General features: G+C 69.1%; 16 protein-coding genes. 7 read left to right on the top strand and 9 right to left on the bottom strand.

Translation table 11 applies throughout. The annotated features are described in order from the left end of the window. Nucleotides 1-37: 37 nt before the first annotated feature. Nucleotides 38-1,513: an NCS2 family permease gene (locus tag AAY78_RS13465; protein ID WP_046748819.1), complete on the top strand. Its 1,476-nt coding sequence runs from the start codon at nt 38-40 to the stop codon at nt 1,511-1,513. Between the two features lie 147 nt (nt 1,514-1,660). Here the strand turns inward: AAY78_RS13465 and AAY78_RS13460 are convergent, their stop codons facing one another. Next, a complete protein-coding gene (locus AAY78_RS13460; protein ID WP_046748818.1) occupies nt 1,661-2,062 on the bottom strand; it encodes a VOC family protein in 402 nt (133 codons plus the stop codon). A gap of 76 nt (nt 2,063-2,138) precedes the next feature. On the opposite strand from AAY78_RS13460, the gene AAY78_RS13455 reads away from it, so the two are divergent. Next, a complete protein-coding gene (locus AAY78_RS13455; protein ID WP_046748817.1) occupies nt 2,139-2,717 on the top strand; it encodes a TetR/AcrR family transcriptional regulator in 579 nt (192 codons plus the stop codon). Nucleotides 2,718-3,030: 313 nt separating this feature from the next. On the opposite strand, the gene sucD is transcribed toward AAY78_RS13455, so the two are convergent. From sucD to AAY78_RS13440, 3 genes are all read right to left on the bottom strand, one after another. Next, entirely contained in the window at nt 3,031-3,933 is a 903-nt protein-coding gene (gene sucD / locus AAY78_RS13450; protein ID WP_046748816.1) for a succinate--CoA ligase subunit alpha, read from the bottom strand. A gap of 27 nt (nt 3,934-3,960) precedes the next feature. Further along, nucleotides 3,961-5,127 (bottom strand): ADP-forming succinate--CoA ligase subunit beta, encoded by a 1,167-nt coding sequence (sucC, locus tag AAY78_RS13445; protein WP_045263776.1) that lies wholly within the window; start codon nt 5,125-5,127, stop codon nt 3,961-3,963. A 115-nt stretch (nt 5,128-5,242) separates the two neighbouring features. Next, nucleotides 5,243-5,596: a DUF2510 domain-containing protein gene (locus tag AAY78_RS13440; protein WP_046748815.1), complete on the bottom strand. Its 354-nt coding sequence runs from the start codon at nt 5,594-5,596 to the stop codon at nt 5,243-5,245. Nucleotides 5,597-5,656: 60 nt separating this feature from the next. Here AAY78_RS13440 and AAY78_RS13435 point away from each other — a divergent pair, with 60 nt between their 5' ends. Beyond that, on the top strand, nt 5,657-6,319 hold the full coding sequence (locus AAY78_RS13435) for a TetR/AcrR family transcriptional regulator (protein ID WP_046748814.1): 663 nt from the start codon (nt 5,657-5,659) through the stop codon (nt 6,317-6,319). Between the two features lie 62 nt (nt 6,320-6,381). Then, the gene (locus tag AAY78_RS13430; protein ID WP_046748813.1) at nt 6,382-7,617 is read left to right on the top strand and encodes an acyl-CoA dehydrogenase family protein; all 1,236 of its coding nucleotides are present in this window, start codon (nt 6,382-6,384) and stop codon (nt 7,615-7,617) included. 22 nt (nt 7,618-7,639) lie between these two features. On the opposite strand, the gene AAY78_RS13425 is transcribed toward AAY78_RS13430, so the two are convergent. Beyond that, nucleotides 7,640-8,929 (bottom strand): CynX/NimT family MFS transporter, encoded by a 1,290-nt coding sequence (locus tag AAY78_RS13425; protein ID WP_046748812.1) that lies wholly within the window; start codon nt 8,927-8,929, stop codon nt 7,640-7,642. Nucleotides 8,930-8,983: 54 nt separating this feature from the next. On the opposite strand from AAY78_RS13425, the gene AAY78_RS13420 reads away from it, so the two are divergent. Next, the gene (locus tag AAY78_RS13420) at nt 8,984-9,781 is read left to right on the top strand and encodes an AraC family transcriptional regulator (RefSeq protein ID WP_082108691.1); all 798 of its coding nucleotides are present in this window, start codon (nt 8,984-8,986) and stop codon (nt 9,779-9,781) included. On the opposite strand, the gene AAY78_RS13415 is transcribed toward AAY78_RS13420, so the two are convergent. After that, on the bottom strand, nt 9,766-10,299 hold the full coding sequence (locus AAY78_RS13415; protein ID WP_052748787.1) for a GNAT family N-acetyltransferase: 534 nt from the start codon (nt 10,297-10,299) through the stop codon (nt 9,766-9,768). The genes AAY78_RS13420 and AAY78_RS13415 overlap by 16 nt on opposite strands. A 2-nt stretch (nt 10,300-10,301) precedes the next feature. Next, a complete protein-coding gene (locus AAY78_RS13410) occupies nt 10,302-10,790 on the bottom strand; it encodes a hypothetical protein (protein WP_046748811.1) in 489 nt (162 codons plus the stop codon). A gap of 72 nt (nt 10,791-10,862) precedes the next feature. Here AAY78_RS13410 and AAY78_RS13405 point away from each other — a divergent pair, with 72 nt between their 5' ends. Further along, nucleotides 10,863-12,314, top strand: coding sequence for a phytoene desaturase family protein (locus tag AAY78_RS13405; protein ID WP_046748810.1), 1,452 nt, complete (start codon nt 10,863-10,865; stop codon nt 12,312-12,314). Between the two features lie 44 nt (nt 12,315-12,358). Continuing rightward, complete coding sequence (locus AAY78_RS13400; RefSeq protein ID WP_046748809.1) at nt 12,359-13,402, top strand: ATP-dependent DNA ligase; 1,044 nt, start codon at nt 12,359-12,361, stop codon at nt 13,400-13,402. A gap of 52 nt (nt 13,403-13,454) precedes the next feature. On the opposite strand, the gene ligD is transcribed toward AAY78_RS13400, so the two are convergent. Together ligD and AAY78_RS13390 are read right to left on the bottom strand one after the other, a co-directional pair. After that, nucleotides 13,455-14,528 carry a non-homologous end-joining DNA ligase gene (gene ligD / locus AAY78_RS13395; RefSeq protein ID WP_046748808.1) on the bottom strand — a complete coding sequence of 358 codons (1,074 nt, stop codon included), beginning with the start codon at nt 14,526-14,528 and terminating at the stop codon, nt 13,455-13,457. Between the two features lie 86 nt (nt 14,529-14,614). Beyond that, nucleotides 14,615-15,838, bottom strand: coding sequence for an SseB family protein (locus AAY78_RS13390; protein WP_052748786.1), 1,224 nt, complete (start codon nt 15,836-15,838; stop codon nt 14,615-14,617). Nucleotides 15,839-15,879 lie beyond the last annotated feature (41 nt).

The following is a 15,879-nucleotide window of genomic DNA, read 5'->3' as shown; positions in this document are numbered from 1 at the left end:
GTCGGCGACACGATAGCGTTTCTCCGGAGGTTTCCCGATGACAACTGCCCCGCCCGCCCCGGCACCCACCGAGCCCAAGAACTCCCTGGACCGCTTCTTCGAGATCAGCAAGCGCGGATCCACGATCGGCACCGAGATCCGAGGAGGTCTGGTGACGTTCGTCACGATGGCCTACATCGTGATTCTCAACCCGATCATCCTCTCCGGCAAGCCCGACGTCGCCGGAGACATGCTCAGCTTCAACGCCGTCGGCGCCGCCACCGCGTTGACCGCCGGCGTCATGACGATCCTGTTCGGTCTCGTGACGCGCCTGCCCTTCGGTTTCGCCGCAGGACTCGGCATCAACGCCTTCGTCGCGTTCTCCGTGGTCGGGCAGGTGACCTGGCCCGAGGCGATGGCACTCGTGATGATCAACGGTGTCGTGATCGTGCTGCTCGCAGCCACCGGGCTGCGGAAGGCGATCTTCGACGCCGTGCCCTTCCAGCTGAAGATCGCCATCACGGTCGGCATCGGCCTGTTCATCGCCTTCATCGGCTTCGTCAACTCGGGCTTCGTCACCGCGACCGGCGCCTCGTCCCCTCCGGTCGGGCTCGGCGTCAACGGCTCGGTCGCGACCGTGCCGACCCTGCTGTTCGTGATCACCCTGCTCCTCACCGGCATCCTCGTCGCCCTCAAGGTCAAGGGCGGCATGCTCATCGGTCTCATCGGCGGCACCGTGCTCGCAGTCATCGTCGAGGCGATCTGGCACATCGGCGCCCGCGGCTTCGACGACGAGGGCAACGTGGTCAACCCCGGCGGCTGGGGCCTCACGGTCCCGGCACTGAACGGCTCCCCCGTCGGCATCCCGGACCTCAGCCTGATCGGCGCCGTCGACTTCAGTTTCGACCTGAGCAAGGTCAGCCTGGTCGCGATCGTGATGATCGTCTTCACGCTGCTCTTCACGAACTTCTTCGACGCCATGGGAACCATGACCGGCCTGGCGAAGGAGGCGAACCTCGCCGACGACAACGGGGACTTCCCCCGCATCAAGTCGGCACTGGTCGTCGAGGGCGTCGGCGCGATCGCCGGTGGTGCGACCTCGTCGTCCTCCAGCACCGTCTTCATCGAGTCGGGTGCCGGTATCGGCGAGGGAGCCCGCACGGGACTCGCGAACGTCGTCACGGGTGTCGTGTTCCTGATCGCGATGTTCCTGACCCCGCTGACCTCCATCGTCCCGACCGAGATCGCGGCCGCGGCCCTGATCATCGTGGGTGCGATGATGATGGCGCAGATCCGCTACATCGACTTCAGCGACTTCCGCGTGCTGCTGCCGGTGTTCCTCACCGTCTCGGTCATGCCGCTCACCTACTCGATCGCGAACGGCATCGGGGCGGGCTTCGTCAGCTGGGTGCTCATCCACGCGTTCTCGGGCAAGGCGAAGACCATCAGCCCGCTGTTGTGGGTCGTCGGCGCCGGCTTCCTGATCTTCTTCGCGAGAGGCCCCATCGAGGCGCTGTTCGGCGTCGGGATCTGACGCGAGAACACGAGGGGCGGATGCTGCGGCATCCGCCCCTCTTCTGTTCGTCACCGTCGCCCGGATGCATGAGCACTGCACGGATGCATTGCCCACACGGGGTCCTCGGTCATGCAGGTGTCGGCCGATCATGCATCCGACAGGGCCTCAGGAATAGGCCTCGGCGAACTCCGCTGACGGCTCGATGGGCTCGATCACGTCGATCAGCACACCCCCCGGCGCCTCGACGATGAAGTGACGCTGCCCGAAGGTCTCGTCCCGAAGCGCGAGGCGCTCGACCAACCCGTGCTCACCCACGAGCCGACGGTGCGCTGCCGTCGCGTCGACGACCTCGACGTTGAGCAGCAGACCTTGGACGGGCTCACGGAAGCCGTCGGGGATCGTCTCGTGACCCCGGTCGAGGAGCGCGAGCTCTCCTCCTTCGACGCGCAGGCTCACGTACCAGTCCGCCTCGAACGTCGTCTCGAAGCCCAGTTCCTCACGATAGAACTGCGCGGCAGCGGCGACGTCATCGACCATCAGAACCGGGTAGAAGCTCGTGATCTCCATGAACTCTCCTTTACATACAGTGTGTTTGTAACATCGGTGGCTAGAATACATACAAGTCGCACGTAAAGGAAGTCCCATGCCGCGAGCATCCGCTGCCGACGCCGCCGAGACGGCGCGACGCATCCTCGAGACCGCCACCGCGCACTTCGCCGAACACGGCTACGCATCCTGTTCCGTCGATGACCTCGCACGCGCCGCCGGAGTGACCCGCGGGGCCGTGTACCACCACTACGCATCGAAGCCGGGACTGTTCGCCGCGGTCGCCACCCGCCAACAGCAGAGCGTCGCCGAGGCGATCGTGGCCGCGACGAGGGACAGCACCCCGGAGACCGCACTCCGCGAGGGGAGCCATGCCTACCTCGACGGCATCACGGGCAGGACGGCCGCGCGCGTACTCCTCATCGACGGACCCTCCGTGCTCGGCTGGGAGGAGTGGCGCCGCCTCGACGCGGAGGGGCCGGAGCGCGAGCTGCGGACTGGACTGCGTGAAGCAGGAGCCCCGCCCGCGCTCCTCGACGCCCTGACCGCAGCCCTGTCCGGCGCCATGAACGAACTCGCCCTCTGGCTCGCCGTTCGCCCGGACGACGCGGAGGCACGACAACAGGCCCACCGCGCACTCGACGCGCTTCTGGACACAGCTGCCAGCCGAAGCTGAGCGGTGCTTGCGCGGCCACCGTCGACCGCGCGAGGGTGGAAGCTCGACGACCGGGAGGAGCTGCGTGCACATGCCACACGACCATCACGCCCCCTTCGAGCTGAGAAAAGACCTCGATCGGCGCCTCGCGCAGTACCGCGAACTGATCCTCGGGAGTCTGGAGGGCGTATGCATGAGGGTCGCACGGATGCATGACCCACACGGGCTCCTCGGTCATGCAGGTGTCATCGGGTCATGCAGCCGGTCAAGCGGCCGGGCATGAAAGAAGGCCCCGGGGTGGAGCCCGGGGCCTTCAGATCAAGCGTAACTCAGATCAGAGCGACTCGATGATCGCGCGCATCAGATCCGCCGTCTCGGACGGCGTCTTGCCGACCTTGACTCCGGCGGCCTCGAGGGCCTCCTTCTTCGCCTGAGCGGTACCGGCGGAACCGGAGACGATCGCACCCGCGTGACCCATGGTCTTGCCCTCGGGGGCCGTGAAGCCCGCGACGTAGCCGACGACGGGCTTGGTGACGTTCGCCTTGATGTAGTCGGCCGCACGCTCCTCGGCGTCGCCGCCGATCTCGCCGATCATCACGATCGCCTTGGTCTCGGGGTCGGCCTCGAACGCGGCGAGCGCGTCGATGTGCGTGGTGCCGATGACCGGGTCGCCGCCGATGCCGATGGCGGTCGAGAAGCCCAGGTCGCGCAGCTCGAACATCATCTGGTAGGTCAGGGTGCCCGACTTCGACACGAGGCCGATCGGACCCTTGCCGGTGATGTTCGCGGGCGTGATGCCGACGAGCGCCTCACCGGGGGTGATGATGCCGGGGCAGTTCGGTCCGATGATGCGGGTCTTGTTGCCCTTGCTCTGCGCGTACGCCCACGCCTCGGCCGAGTCGCCGACGGGCACGCCCTCGGTGATCACGACGAGCAGCGGGATCTCGGCGTCGATGGCCTCGATCATCGCGTCCTTCGTGAAGGCGCCGGGGACGAAGGCGATCGACACGTCGGCGCCGGTCTCCTTCATGGCCTCGGCGACCGATCCGAAGACGGGAAGCTCGACGGCGTTGCCGTCCTTGTCCGTGTGCGAGACCGTGGTACCGGCCTTGCGGGCGTTGACGCCACCGACGACCTGGGTGCCGGCCTTGAGCATCAGCGCGGTGTGCTTGGTGCCCTCGCCGCCGGTGATGCCCTGGACGATGACCTTGGAGTCCTTGTTGAGGTAGATAGACATAGCTCTGGTTCCTTGTGTCTCAGGCGATCAGGCGTTGGCGAGCTCGGCGGCCTTATCGGCGCCCTCGTCCATGGTTGCGGCCAGGGTGACAAGCGGGTGCGCGTACTCGGCGAGGATCGCGCGACCCTCGTCGACGCGGTTGCCGTCCAGACGCACGACGAGCGGCTTGGAGGCCGTGGCGCCCAGCGTCTCGAGCGCGCCCTTGATGCCGTTGGCGACGGCGTCGCACGCCGTGATGCCACCGAACACGTTGACGAACACGCTCTTGACCTGCGGGTCACCGAGGATGACGTCGAGGCCGGCTGCCATGACCTCAGCCGAAGCGCCGCCGCCGATGTCGAGGAAGTTGGCGGGCTTCACGCCGTTGTGGTTCTCGCCGGCGTAGGCGACCACGTCGAGCGTCGACATGACGAGTCCCGCGCCGTTGCCGATGATGCCGACCTCGCCGTCGAGCTTCACGTAGTTCAGGCCCGACTCCTTGGCCTTGGCCTCGAGCGGGTCGGCGGCGTCCTTGTCCTCGAGCGCCTCGTGCTCGGGGTGGCGGATCTCGGAGGCGTTGTCGTCGAGCGTGACCTTGCCGTCGAGCGCGATGATGTCGCCCTCTTCGGTACGCACGAGCGGGTTGACCTCGACCAGCGTCGCGTCCTCACCCTTGTACACGTCGAACAGCTTCACGAAGACGTCGGACACCTTGTCGACGAGGTCTTCGGGGAAGTTGGCCGCACGGGCGATCTCGACGGCCTTCTCCTTGTCGATGCCCGTCAGCGGGTTGACCTCGACGCGCGCGAGCGCCTCGGGGCGCTCGACCGCGAGCTCTTCGATCTCCATGCCGCCCTCGACCGAGCACAGGCTCAGGTAGGAGCGGTTGGCACGGTCGAGCAGCACGGAGAAGTAGAACTCCTCGGCGATGCGCGCACCCTGCGCGACCATGACGCGCTTGACGACGTGGCCCTTGATGTCGAGGCCGAGGATGGCCTTCGCTGCCTCGTACGCCTCGTCGGGCGTCTTGGCGACCTTGACGCCGCCCGCCTTTCCACGGCCGCCGGTCTTCACCTGAGCCTTGACGACGACCACTCCACCGATCTTCTCGGCGGCCGCCCTCACCTCTTCAGGGGTGTCCGCGACGATGCCGGCGAGGACCGGCACTCCGTACTTTTCGAAAACGTCTCGTGCCTGGTACTCGTACAGATCCACTGTGGTTCCTTCACTGGGCTGCTGTCTGGTAATTCTCTCGATGTCGAGACATCGACCAGTCCCCCAGCCTACTACCTCGGCCTGGGCGCTCCTGCGGCCGCGAGGCCGCCCTCCCTCAACGCAGCGGGGGAACGCCGACTCGTCGCACCGGCACGCCGGCCAAGCGGAGCTGACGCCTGATCGCGAACGGCGTGAACACGAGCGCGGCACCGACCGCGACGATCAGCGGACGCACGACGACCACGGGCAGACCGCCCACGAAGGCGACCAGGATCGCGACCACGAGGACGACGGCCAGCACGACCTCGACCATCAGGAGTTGGCGGCGCACCGAGGCCCCGTCGTCCGCCAGGGTGGTCTCCCGCCCCCGCACCCGGATGTGCTCGGTCCACCGCACCCCGTCCCACCACCGCCGGGTGCCACGTCGCCGCGTGTCGAACCAGCCGGCCGGGATCCCGTCGTCTCTCACGCTCCTCAGTATGACGGCGATGCCTGGGCGTCTCCACGCGCTCCGGTCTAGGCTTTCGCCATGCACGAATCCGCAGAACTGCGCACCGGCGTCGTCGCCGCCGCGCTCGAACTCTTCAACGCCCAGGGGTTCGACCAGACCTCGGTGGAGCAGATCGCGAAGGCCGCCGGGGTCTCCCGCTCGACGTTCTTCCGTCAGTTCGGCGGCAAGGAGGACGTCGTCTTCGCGGATCACGAGGTGCTCCTCGAGCAGCTCAGGGAGTTCCTCGACGAGGGTCATGACGATCCATGGGGTGCCGTGTGCGCCGCCTCCGAATCCGTCTTCGCGCACTTCGCCCGCGACCCGGAACTCGCCAGGCGTCGTTACCAGATCGTGCGCCAGGTCCCCGTGCTGCGCGAGCGCGAGATCATCACGGTCTTCCGCTACGAACGACTGTTCGACGACTACCTGCGCAGCGCGCTTCCCGGCGTCGATCCGCTCGACGCGGTCGGCTTCGCCGCTCTGGTCACAGCGGTGCACAACCACGTGCTGCGCCAGCTGCTGCGCGGCCGCAAGAAGGTGCCGCTGTCTACGCTCCAGACGGCGCTGGTCGATGTGCGCCGGCGCTACGGTGTCGCGGCCGATGAGGCCGCGTCCGCTCCGGATGACATGGTGGTCGCCGTCTTCCCCCGCTCCATGCCCATCGCAGAGGTGAGCCGCAGGCTGCAGTCCCAGCTCGACTGACGCGTCCCGGTCGTGGAACCCAGTATCGAGGAGTACGATACTTGGTGCCACGAAGGAGCCCCATGAGCACTGCAGCCTCCCCCTTCCCCGGCGAGCGCGTCTCGTCGTACGACATCACCGGACGTCAGGACAGCGACTACTACGCGGTCTTCACCGACATCCCCTCCGCCGACCGGGAGGCGTGGGACCGCGCGAAGGCCTACGTCGACGAGGTCGCCCCGCAGATGGCGGATGCCTGGGACCGTGCCGAGTACCCGCTCGATGCCGCACGCCGGATGGGCGAGATGGATCTCGTCGTCGACGGGGTCCAGCACCCGTCGCTCACGAGCCTGTCGCCCCTCGCCGCAGGCCTCGTGAACATGGAGATCTCCCGCGGTGACGGCTCGCTGGGCACGATCCTCGCGGTGCAGGGCGGACTCGCGTTGCGCACCCTGGCCCTGTTCGGCTCCCCCGCGCAACAGGAGCGATGGCTGACGGCCCTCGCCGACGGTTCGGTGCTCGGTTCGTTCGCTCTGACCGAGCCTGATCACGGCTCCGACTCGGTATCGCTGGAGACGGTCGCCCGCCGCGACGGGGAGAGCTGGGTCATCCGCGGCACGAAGAAGTGGATCGGCAACGGCGCCTCCGGCGGTGTCACCTTCGTCTGGGCGCGTGTCGACGACGAGGGCGCCGACGAGCACGGTGCCGTCCGGTGCTTCCTCGTCGAGCAGGACACCCCCGGCTACACCGGCACCGTGATCCGCGGCAAGGCCTCGCTGCGCGCCATCCACCAGGCCCACATCGAGCTCGACGACGTGCGGGTGCCGCTCGATGCCGTACTGCCGGGTACGAAGAGCTTCAAGGACGCATCGACCGTGCTCTACGCCACCCGCTCCGGTGTCGCCTGGTCGGCACTGGGGCACGCGACCGCCTGCTACGAAGCGGCGCTGGCCTACGCGACCCAGCGCGTGCAGTTCGGAAAGCCCCTGGCGAAGTTCCAGATGGTCCAGGAGCGCCTCACCCACATGCTCGAAGACCTCACAGCCATGCAGCTGTACTGCCGGCGCATGGCCGACCTCGAGACGGCCGGCGAGCTGCGTCCGACTCAGGCGTCGCTGGCGAAGTTCCACAACACGCGTGCCGCGCGCCGGATCGCCTCGACCGCCCGTGACCTGCTCGGCGGCAACGGCATCCTGCTCGAGAACGGCGTGATGCAGCACCTGGCCGATATCGAGGCGATCCACACCTACGAAGGCACCGAGAGCGTGCAGGCCCTGCTGCTCGGACGCGACATCACGGGGATGAGCGCCTTCGCCTGAGCCTCCGTCCGCGAGGACCGGTTCACCTGCGCCGCGCGCGCACGTGGCGCTCGCGACTCGCTGCCGCCCCGGCCACGGCCTGGACGCCGAGCAGCAGGACCAGCGCCACGACGGGGACGCCCCACCCTCCGACGGCAGCGTGCAGCACGCCAAGACCGATCGGGCCGAGCCCTGCCAGCAGGTAGCCGATCCCCTGGGCCATGGTCGACAGGTGCGCGGTGTGCTGTGCGTCGGGGGCACGCAGCACGATGTAGGTCAGCGACAGCGCGATGGCCGCACCCTGACCGAGTCCGAGGAGGGTCATCCACACCCAGGGCGCGGCTCCGCCCGGCGCGACCAGAAGGCCGATCAGACCTGCCGCGCACAGGAGTGCGGAGAGCAGGACGGGAAGCCAGCTCGGCCGCAGGTGTCGCAGCATCGTCGGCACGAGCAGCGCGGCGGCGATCCCCGGGAGACTCGAGTACGACAGCAGCAGTCCCGCCTCGGACACCGGCACGCCGGCGTCCTGCAGCATGGTCGGGATCCAGGTCAGCGCTGCGTAGTAGCTCAGACTCTGCAACCCCATGAATCCGGTGACCGCCCAGGCGACGGGATCACGCAGCAGAACCGACATCCGCGGCTCGTCTCGAGGCTCGACGATCGCATCCGCGGGAGCGCCTGTCGCGGGCGAGCGGACCGGCGCTCCCGGGACCCCGCGCAACGCCCACGGCAGCCACACCACCAGCGCGAGCACGGCGGGAATCGCCCAGACCGCGAGGGCACCACGCCAGGAACCGTCGAGAGCGGTCATGAAGGGCACCGTGAGGGCCGCAGCCGCCGCAGCACCGAGGAAGAGCGCGGTCGAGTACAGCCCCATCATGAGCCCGACGCGGTGGGCGAAGTCCTGCTTGATGACAGCGGGCATGCACACGTTCGCCACTGCGATGCCCGCGCCGACCAGCACAGTGCCGCCGAACAACGCCACGGGTGAGGGAAGCAGGCGGACGCCGATGCCGATCGCCACGACGACCATGGTCAGGGCGAGCAGCCGATGCAGGCCCACCCAGCGCGTCAGCGCCGGCGTCAGGAAGGCGAAGGCGCCGAACGCGAACACCGGGATCGTGGTCAGCAGTCCTGCCGCGGCTGCCGGGAGCCCGAGGCTCCGCTCCATCGCGGGGAGCACGGGCCCGACCGAGGCGACGCCCATGCGGAGGTTCAGCGCGATCAGGAGCAGGCCGACGCCGACATAGATCCCGGCGAGGACTCCACCACGACGAACGGACGGCGTCAGTGGGGTCGGGGCGGTGTCGAACGGTTCCTGCATGGTGGTCATGCTTCGAGTCCAGCATCCGCGCCGTGCGTCAGGAAACACGTACACTGCAGTCTGATGTCGAATACCCGCCAATCTCGAATGGTCGACCTGCACCTGGTCGATTTCGACGCGCTGACCACTCTCCCCCTGGAGGGCGCCTACCGGTTCGCGCACGCCGAGACATCTCCGCGTCATGCTCATCCGCTCGGACATCTGGTGCATGCCGCCTCCGGTGTCCTCTCCCTGCTCACCGACGACGGAGCCTGGATCGCGCCCTCCACGCGCATGGCCTGGGTGCCCGCCGGCGCCGAGCATCGCCATCGTGCGCACGGTCGCACCGACATGCGCATCGTGCACTTGGACGACGAACTCGCAGCACTCCTGCCCTCCGCTCCTGCCGTTCTCGTCGCCACGCCTCTTGCGCGGGAGGCGCTGCTCGCGATGACGTGCGACCGCCCCCGCAGCTCCAGCGCACTGGACCATCTGCGTCATGTCGTCGTCGACGAGGCGGTGACGGCGCCGGAGCAGCCGCTGCATCTGCCGGAGCCCCGCGATCCGCGACTGCGCAGGGCGGCGCGCATCGTCGAGCACGACCTCGCCCGCCCCGTGCCGCTGGGTGAGCTCGGCATGCGCACCGGTACGGCCGAACGGACGCTGAGCCGCCTGTTCCAGCAGGAGACCGGGATGGGCTATCGGCAATGGCGTCTCCAGCTGCGGGTGCACCGCGCACTCGTCCTGCTCGCGGACGGAGCTTCGGTCACCGGGACGGCTGCCGCGTGCGGCTGGGCGACGACGAGCCAGTTCATCGAGCAGTTCACGCCGCTCGTCGGGATGACCCCCGGCCGATACCGACAGTCTCAGCCCGCGGTGTGAGACAGCTCCATGCACACGAGGCGCGCACGCTCGTCCCAGGACGGGACGCGTTCGAAGCCTCGCGATTCATAGAGGCGCACCGGCCCGGCCCGCCAGTCCCAGACCGACAGGCGTACCCGCGCGGCGCCGAGGTCGCGCGCGTCGTGGAGCGCGGCGTCGAGCAGTGCGGACCCGACGCCTCGGCCACGCACCTCCGGCACCGCCCACAAGCGCTTGATCTCGGCCACGTCGTCGCTCACGGAGAGCACGACGACCCCGACGACGCGATCGCCGAGCTGGGCCACACGCACGCGGTGACCCGCGTAGGCCGCTGAGGGGTCATCGATCTCGCGGCGATAGCGCTCGGGAAGTGCTCCGGAGGGATCGGGCGCGCTGCTGCCTTCCTGCTGCCTCTTCTCACGCTCGGTCTGCAGCAGATATGCCCGCACCGCAGCGCGGACCTCGTGCGCATCGGCTCCGGACAGGTCGGCGAGCCGGATCACCGGTCGATCCGCCTCGGGTCCGAGCGCGACGCTCACGCTCAGTCGCAGCCGCAGCCGCCGGACGGCGTCTTCACCATGAAGCACACGTCGCAGACGCCGTAGTCGCGCTCCTCGACGGGCTTCGGCGCCTTCTCCGCGCGGCGGGCGGAGACGCGAGGAGTCGTCGCACGCTTCGCCGCACGCTGCGGAGTCAGCGGGATGAACTCGCTCGGGTGACTGACGTAGAAGTACGGCGGGCGCCCCTCGCTGGGCTGCAGTCGCAACGGTGCGGAACCGACGATGAGTCGCTCGTCTTCCGTGAAGCCGTTCGTGTAGGTGCGGCCGATGTGGAGGGACGCTCCCTCGCCACGACGGATCGCCTCGATGTATCGACCGCGGTCGATGAACGAGCTGATCCCGATGGCCTCGACGATCGCCGTGATGAACGCGTGGTTCGACGGGTCGATGCGGTGCGCGCGCAGCGCCTCCGGGAGCGAACGGTATGGACGGGAGGTGCCTGCGGGGGTCGGGCCCTGTACTTCTTTCATCCCTTCCAGGATCCCACGCCGCGAGGGGTGCGGCCGACCGTTTTCTCCTCGTATACGTGCCAAACTGACGTCATGGCTCAGGCGACGATCATCGGATCCGGCCCGAACGGCCTCGCGGCGGCGGTGTCGCTCGCTCGTGCCGGCTACACGGTGCGCGTCCTCGAAGGCGCGGACACGATCGGCGGCGGGGTCCGTACCCGCGAATCCACGCTCCCCGGCTTCCAGCACGACGTATGCTCCGCCGTGCACCCCGCTGCCCTCTCCTCTCCGTTCTTCCAGGCGTTCGGTCTCGATCGGCGGATCGAGTGGATCCGGCCGGAGGCGTCCTACGCGCATCCCCTCGACGACGGACGTGCGGCGGTGGCATGGCGCGATATCGATCGCACCGCGGCACAGCTCGGCGTCGACGGCGGAGCCTGGCTGTCCCGACTGCGGCCTCTGAGCCGGCACATCGAGGGGGTCGTCGACTTCACGGGCAATCAGCTGCTCCGGATCCCGCGCGATCCGGTGACCGCCGTGCGCTACGCCCTGCGGATGCTGGATCAGGGCACGCCCCTGGCCGCCGCGGCATTCCGCACGGAGGAGGCCGCCGCACTGATGTCGGGGGTGGTGGCGCACGCGAACTCCCCGCAGCCGTCGCTAGCGGGCGCTGCCGCAGGGCTGCTGCTCGCCGCGCTCGGTCACGCGGGAGGCTGGCCCTATCCGCGCGGTGGTGCGCAGCGCATCGCCGACGCCATGGTCGCCGACCTCGAACACCACGGCGGCACCATCGAGGCGAGCACCCCCGTCTCCGATCTCGCGACGCTGGACTGGGGCGACCCGCAGCGCGGCGACCTGCTGCTGCTCAACACCTCGCCGCGACTCGCACTCACGCACCCCGACGTCCCCGCAGGCTACGCCCGCTCCGTCCGCTCCTATCGCTACGGCCCAGGTGCCGCGAAGGTCGACTTCGCCCTCGACGGCCCGGTTCCGTGGACGAACCCCGACGTCGCCGGCGCACCCACCGTGCACCTGGGGGGCACCCGCGCGGAGGTCTGGGCGAGTGAGAACGCCGTCGCCGCAGGCCACGTGAGCGATCGCCCCTACGTGCTCGCCGTGCAGCCCTCTGTCCTCGACGACTCCCGTGCTCCCGCCGGGAAGGCCGTGTTCTGGGCCTACATCCACGTCCCTCCGGGCTCCGACCTCGACCCCACAGAGCTCATCACCGCGCAGGTGGAGCGCTACGCCCCGGGCTTCCGCGACCTGATCCTGGCGCATCACGCGGTGCCGGCGTCGTCGCGGGAGGCGATCAACCCGACCGAGATCGGCGGCGACATCTCCGGCGGAGTGTTCGACATCCGTCAGGCGCTGCGTCGCCCGGTGCTCTCCCCCGCCCCGTGGCGCACCCCGATGCAGGGCGTGTATCTGGCCTCCGCCTCGACGCCCCCCGGTCCGTCCGTGAACGGGATGGCCGGTTGGCACGCCGCTCGCACCGCGCTGCGGGATGCGGGAGAACCCGCGGCGCTCTCCGACCTGTACGGCTGACCGCCCCTCTTCCCTCGCCGATCACGCGCAGCCAGGATGGGAGCATGCGCTACGACATCCCCGCGCCGATGCTCGCCAAAGCGGTGCCCGCGGTGCCCGACCCCGCGAAGACCCCGGGTGGGCTGCTGTACGAACCGAAGTGGGACGGCTTCCGCGGACTCATCGCGTGGGACGGCGAGACGGTGGAGATCGGCTCGCGGGGCGCCAAACCGCTGACCCGCTACTTCCCCGAACTGGTCGATGCGATCCCCCAGCTGCTGCCTGAACCGTGTCTGCTCGACGGAGAGATCGTCGTCGCCACCGGTCCGCACGGATCGCAGCGACTGGACTGGGAGGCGCTGAGCCAGCGCATCCATCCCGCCGCCTCGCGCGTGGCGAAGCTCGCCGTCGAGACACCGGCGATGTTCATCGCCTTCGATCTGCTCGCCGCCGGCGAGGACGATCTGCTCACCCAGTCGTTCGAGACCAGAAGAGTGCGCCTCGAGACGCTCCTGGAGACCGTCGAGCACCCGCTGCACCTCACCCGCGCGACCCGCGATCGCGAAGCCGCGGTGCGCTGGCTGGCCGAGTTCGAGGGAGCCGGACTCGACGGCGTCGTGGCGAAACCGCTCGATCAGCCCTACGCACCCGGCAAGCGCACGCTCTTCAAGATCAAGCACGCCCGCACAGCCGACGTGGTCGCGCTCGGCTACCGCGTCCACAAGTCCGGCTCGGGCGTCGGCTCCCTCCTGGTCGGGCTGTACGACGAGGACGGGACTCTTCGCCAGGTCGGCGGTGTGGCGGCGTGGAGCGATGCCCGTCGGCAAGAACTCGTCGAGGAGCTCGACCCGCTGGTCGAGCGCGATGAGGCGGGCGAAGCCGTGACCGCGGAGGGCGAGCGATCGCGGTTCAGCGGATCGAAGGATGTCTCGTTCGTGCGGTTGCGTCCTGAGCGCGTGCTCGAGGTGCGATACGACCAGCTCGAAGGCGCTCGCTTCCGTCACACCGTGCAGTTCGAGCGCTGGCGGCCCGATCGCGATGCCCGCTCGTGCACCTACGAGCAGCTGGAGACCGTCGCGGGCTACGACCTCGCAGACGTCCTGAGCTGAAAAGCGCTAGCTGAAACCGTCGTGCGCTGACATCCCAGACTCGACGGCGGGGTCAGCCCTTCTCGGCCGGGGTGCCGTCGTCGTCCCAGTTCGCCGCGACCTTCTTGCTCGGCTGCACCCGCGGGGGCTCGCCGGGCATCTTCGGGAACTCCGGCGGGAAGGGCAGCTCGCCCAGCCCGTTCTCCTTGTCGCGCTCCCACCACTCCAGCAGCGTGTCGATGCGTCCTGGGCTGTCCTGCAGCGATGCCCACGGATCGCCGATGTCATCGAGGCGCTTCGGAATGCTCCGGACGGTGAACGCCGTCGGGTCGAGGCCGTCGAGTTCCTCCCACGCCACCGGTGTCGAGACGGTCGCTCCCGGCAGGGCACGCGGGCTGTAGGCGCCCGCCATCGTGCGGTCGCGGTTGGCCTGGTTGAAGTCGACGAAGATGCGCTCGCCCCGCTCCTCCTTCCACCAGTTCGTCGTGACCTGCTCGGGCATCCGCCGCTCGAGCTCGCGTCCGGCGGCGATCACCGCGTGACGCACATCCAGGAACTCGTGAGTCGGTTCGATCGGCGCGAACACATGCAGCCCGCGGTTGCCGCTCGTCTTGGCGAAGGCCTCGAGTCCGGCCTCGCGGAGCACCTCGCGCAGCGTGTGGGCGGCTGTCACGGCGTCTGCGAAGTCGGTGCCCGGCTGCGGGTCGAGGTCGATGCGCAGTTCGACGGGATCGTCGGGGTCGGTGGCGAGCGAGGCCCACGGGTGGAACACGATCGTGTTCATCTGGACCGCCCAGACGATCGCGCTGGCGCGGTTCAGGACGATCTGCGGGTGTCGACGCCCGCTGTTGTAGGTGACGGTCACGGCATCGACGAAATCCGGCGTCCCCTTGGGCGGGTTCTTCGAGAAGAAGCCCTCCGCTCTGGCCCCTCCGGAGGGGCCGATACCGTCACGGAACCGTTCCAGCGACACCGGGCGGTTGCCGTTGGCGGCCAGGAAAGGGCCGGCGACCAGCTGCACGTACTCGGCCAGTTCCGCCTTGGTGATGCCGAGGTCGGGCCACACCACGCGATTCGGGCTGGAGAGCGCGACCTCGCGCTCTCCGTCGAGGTCGGCGACGGTCAGGGTCACGCGTTCTGAGGCCATGTTCCGACCCTAGGGTGCAGCCAGGACGGACGGAACCCCGCTCGCTCCGCAGCGCGCGGGGGCCGGATCAGGTCAGCAGATCTGGGTCAGTCGCCGAGGTCGACGGCGAGGACCAGGACCGGCGTGAGCGCATCCCGTTCGACGACGATGGAGGGACCGGCCGAGTCGACGATCACCCCGGCGATGTCGGCGTGACTGGTGAGCACCTTCGCGAGCTGCTCGGGTGCGAACGGGAGCGGTCGGTCGCCGCGGCCGAGGGCGATGACCTCGAGCGGGTGCGAGAAGAGCTGCAGGAATCGGCGTCCGTCCGTCGTCTGGGCTTCGGCGATGCCGACGGGGCCGCCGCCGGAACCGTCGTTGACGGCGACCCACATCCGCGTGGTCGCGAGTGCCTCCCCGACCTTGACGGCCGAGTCCTGCTCGCGAGGGGCTGCGAGGATGCTCTTCACCGTCATGTCGACGTCGGCCTGCTCGAGAGTCTTCTGCAGGAGCTCGGTCGGGAAGACCACGCGGTGCGGAGCCGAGGCGTTGTCGACGATGAGGCCGGCGAAGTCACCGGACACGACCTGCTGCAGCACCGAGGTGACCGGCTGAGCGACCGCCGAGGTCGACGAGGGGTCGGCCTCGAGCTGCACGGAATCACGCACGGCGCCCGCCGAGCTGAACGCCAGCATGTACTGGCGGTCCTCGCTGTCTCGGACGACCGCGACCGAAAGGGCCTTGCCCTCGCTGATCTGTGCACGCGCGTCGCCGTTCACGCGGATGTAGAGGTGCCCCTGGAGCGCCTGACGCATGACCCCGAGCAGCTGATCGTTGGTCGCGCCGGCTTCGATCTCGGTGAGCGCTTCACGCAGCAGGACGTTGTCCTTCATGCCGGGGACCGTCTCGGTCTGCTCCGGCGGCAGCGCGGACGCGAGGGGCAGGCGCCGCTCCTCGGGCGCCTCGGGCCGGGTGGCAGGACGCGGCGGGGTCTGCGGCGCGGCCGGAGCTGCGGGCGGCGTCTGCGGGTTCGACGGCGCGTCGGAGGACGGCAGCTCGACCTCAGGACCCGCTTCCGCACCGACGCCTCGGAACGCCTGCACCGAGATCCCGATCGACGGCGCCGCAGCGGGCTGCTCGTCGACGGTGCTGTCCGACGTCGCGCTGTTCGACGTCACGCTGTCGGACGTCGCGCTCTCTGACGCCGTGCCTTCGGAGAGCGCACTCTCGGCGGGATGGTCATCCCCCTGCGCTGTGCGGGGCTCGACGGCCTCGGCGGTGGGGGCGACGGCATCGTCACCGGACTTCTTGCGGCGAGAGAAGAGGGCCATATGAGCCAGCCTAACCGGCAATCCGCACGGCGCTCCCTCCC

It is taken from the genome of Microbacterium sp. Ag1 (assembly GCF_001005635.1).
Lineage (GTDB): Bacteria > Actinomycetota > Actinomycetes > Actinomycetales > Microbacteriaceae > Microbacterium > Microbacterium oxydans.
Note: the sequence above shows the minus strand (reverse complement) of the source record. Positions and strands in the feature narration are given on the sequence as shown.

Bases quoted from the DNA above. Each gene is read 5' to 3' on its own strand.
- AAY78_RS13465 (WP_046748819.1), top strand. From the start codon at position 38: ATGACAACTGCCCCGCCCGCCCCGGCACCCACCGAGCCCAAGAACTCC.
- AAY78_RS13460 (WP_046748818.1), bottom strand. From the start codon at position 2,062: ATGGAGATCACGAGCTTCTACCCGGTTCTGATGGTCGATGACGTCGCC.
- AAY78_RS13455 (WP_046748817.1), top strand. From the start codon at position 2,139: ATGCCGCGAGCATCCGCTGCCGACGCCGCCGAGACGGCGCGACGCATC.
- sucD (WP_046748816.1), bottom strand. From the start codon at position 3,933: ATGTCTATCTACCTCAACAAGGACTCCAAGGTCATCGTCCAGGGCATC.
- AAY78_RS13435 (WP_046748814.1), top strand. From the start codon at position 5,657: ATGCACGAATCCGCAGAACTGCGCACCGGCGTCGTCGCCGCCGCGCTC.
- AAY78_RS13430 (WP_046748813.1), top strand. From the start codon at position 6,382: ATGAGCACTGCAGCCTCCCCCTTCCCCGGCGAGCGCGTCTCGTCGTAC.
- AAY78_RS13425 (WP_046748812.1), bottom strand. From the start codon at position 8,929: ATGACCACCATGCAGGAACCGTTCGACACCGCCCCGACCCCACTGACG.
- AAY78_RS13420 (WP_082108691.1), top strand. From the start codon at position 8,984: ATGTCGAATACCCGCCAATCTCGAATGGTCGACCTGCACCTGGTCGAT.
- AAY78_RS13410 (WP_046748811.1), bottom strand. From the start codon at position 10,790: ATGAAAGAAGTACAGGGCCCGACCCCCGCAGGCACCTCCCGTCCATAC.
- AAY78_RS13405 (WP_046748810.1), top strand. From the start codon at position 10,863: ATGGCTCAGGCGACGATCATCGGATCCGGCCCGAACGGCCTCGCGGCG.
- AAY78_RS13400 (WP_046748809.1), top strand. From the start codon at position 12,359: ATGCGCTACGACATCCCCGCGCCGATGCTCGCCAAAGCGGTGCCCGCG.
- ligD (WP_046748808.1), bottom strand. From the start codon at position 14,528: ATGGCCTCAGAACGCGTGACCCTGACCGTCGCCGACCTCGACGGAGAG.
- AAY78_RS13390 (WP_052748786.1), bottom strand. From the start codon at position 15,838: ATGGCCCTCTTCTCTCGCCGCAAGAAGTCCGGTGACGATGCCGTCGCC.